Below are 369 nucleotides of genomic sequence, written 5' to 3'. Positions count from 1 at the left end.
CCTCGAGATGGCTCCCCGAATCCTCGTCGAGCATGCTGCGCTCGGCGATGAACGCCTGGTAGAGATCCCGGTCGGCATTGAGCAACAGGCTGATGCCTGGCAGGAAACGGTTGGTCAGGGTCGTCGAGGAATCGGCCACCTGCGTGATGCCACGCATGCCGAGCACGCCCATGGCCACCAACAGGGCCGCCAGAAGGAGAATGGGCAGGGCAATTTTCCAGCGAAAACCAAGGTCAGTGAAGGCACGCAGCATGATTGCACTCCAGTATCAATCAGGTAAGAGCAAGCATAGTCGAGGCTGGCAAAATTGATTCGTCAGCCTTCCTGGCCGTGAGCCTAGGCACGAAGGCTTAACACTTCGTTAAGCCC

General features: G+C 58.3%; 1 protein-coding gene. It reads right to left on the bottom strand.

Features of this window, described 5'->3' with window-relative positions; all coding sequences use genetic code 11:
- The coding region (locus J0A65_RS26415) for an MCP four helix bundle domain-containing protein (RefSeq protein ID WP_206597149.1) at positions 1-253 on the bottom strand (253 nt) is incomplete at its 3' end.
- Positions 254-369 lie beyond the last annotated feature (116 nt).

It is taken from the genome of Bowmanella yangjiangensis (assembly GCF_017255015.1).
Classification (GTDB): Bacteria; Pseudomonadota; Gammaproteobacteria; order Enterobacterales; family Alteromonadaceae; genus Bowmanella; species Bowmanella yangjiangensis.
The sequence above is the reverse complement of the archived record's forward strand: the minus strand, read 5'-3'. Positions and strand labels throughout refer to the sequence as shown.